Source organism: Arthrobacter sp. TB 26, assembly GCF_000427315.1.
In the GTDB taxonomy this organism is placed as follows: Bacteria; Actinomycetota; Actinomycetes; order Actinomycetales; family Micrococcaceae; genus Arthrobacter.
Genome location: NZ_AUPJ01000415.1, coordinates 3,112 through 3,685, shown reverse-complemented (window position 1 = coordinate 3,685; position 574 = coordinate 3,112). Strand labels below are relative to the sequence as shown.

Sequence of the window (574 nt, the reverse complement as noted above, 5' to 3'; positions counted from 1 at the left end):
AAGCCGGTGGCGAAGATCCGCACCCACCACCTGCGCCAGGCCAAGCTCAACGGTGAGCGCTTCGCCATGCTGACCGCCTATGACCAGTACACGGCGGAGATCTTCGACCAGGCAGGCATCGAGGTCCTCCTGGTGGGAGACTCGGCTTCCAACAACGTCTTCGGCAACGAGACCAGCCTGCCCGTCACCGTGGACGAGCTGCTCCCGCTGTGCCGCGCCGTCACCCGCTCGGCCAAGCGTGCCCTCGTTGTGGCGGACCTGCCCTTCGGCAGCTACGAGGTCTCCGCCCAGCAGGCTGTGGCCACCGGCGTCCGGTTCCTGAAGGAAGGACTCGCCCACGCGGTCAAGATCGAGGGCGGAAAGTTCTACGCCGAGACCGTCCGGGCCATGGTCCAGGCCGGCATCCCGGTGATGGCGCACATCGGATTCACCCCGCAAAGCGAGCACGCCCTCGGCGGCTACCGGGTCCAGGGCCGCGGCGACGACGCCCAGCGGCTGATCGACGACGCCGTTGCCCTCGCCGACGCCGGGGCGTTCTGCGTCCTGATGGAGATGGTTCCGGCGGCGACGGCGG

The 574-nt window shown here is 69.0% G+C and carries 1 protein-coding gene (cut by a window edge); it reads left to right on the top strand.

Features of this window, described 5'->3' with window-relative positions:
* The coding region annotated (gene panB / locus K789_RS0115940; protein WP_024367625.1) for a 3-methyl-2-oxobutanoate hydroxymethyltransferase crosses the window boundary (this coding region is incomplete at its 5' end): on the top strand, positions 1 to 574 show 574 of its 801 nt. Its footprint extends 227 nt past the window's final position.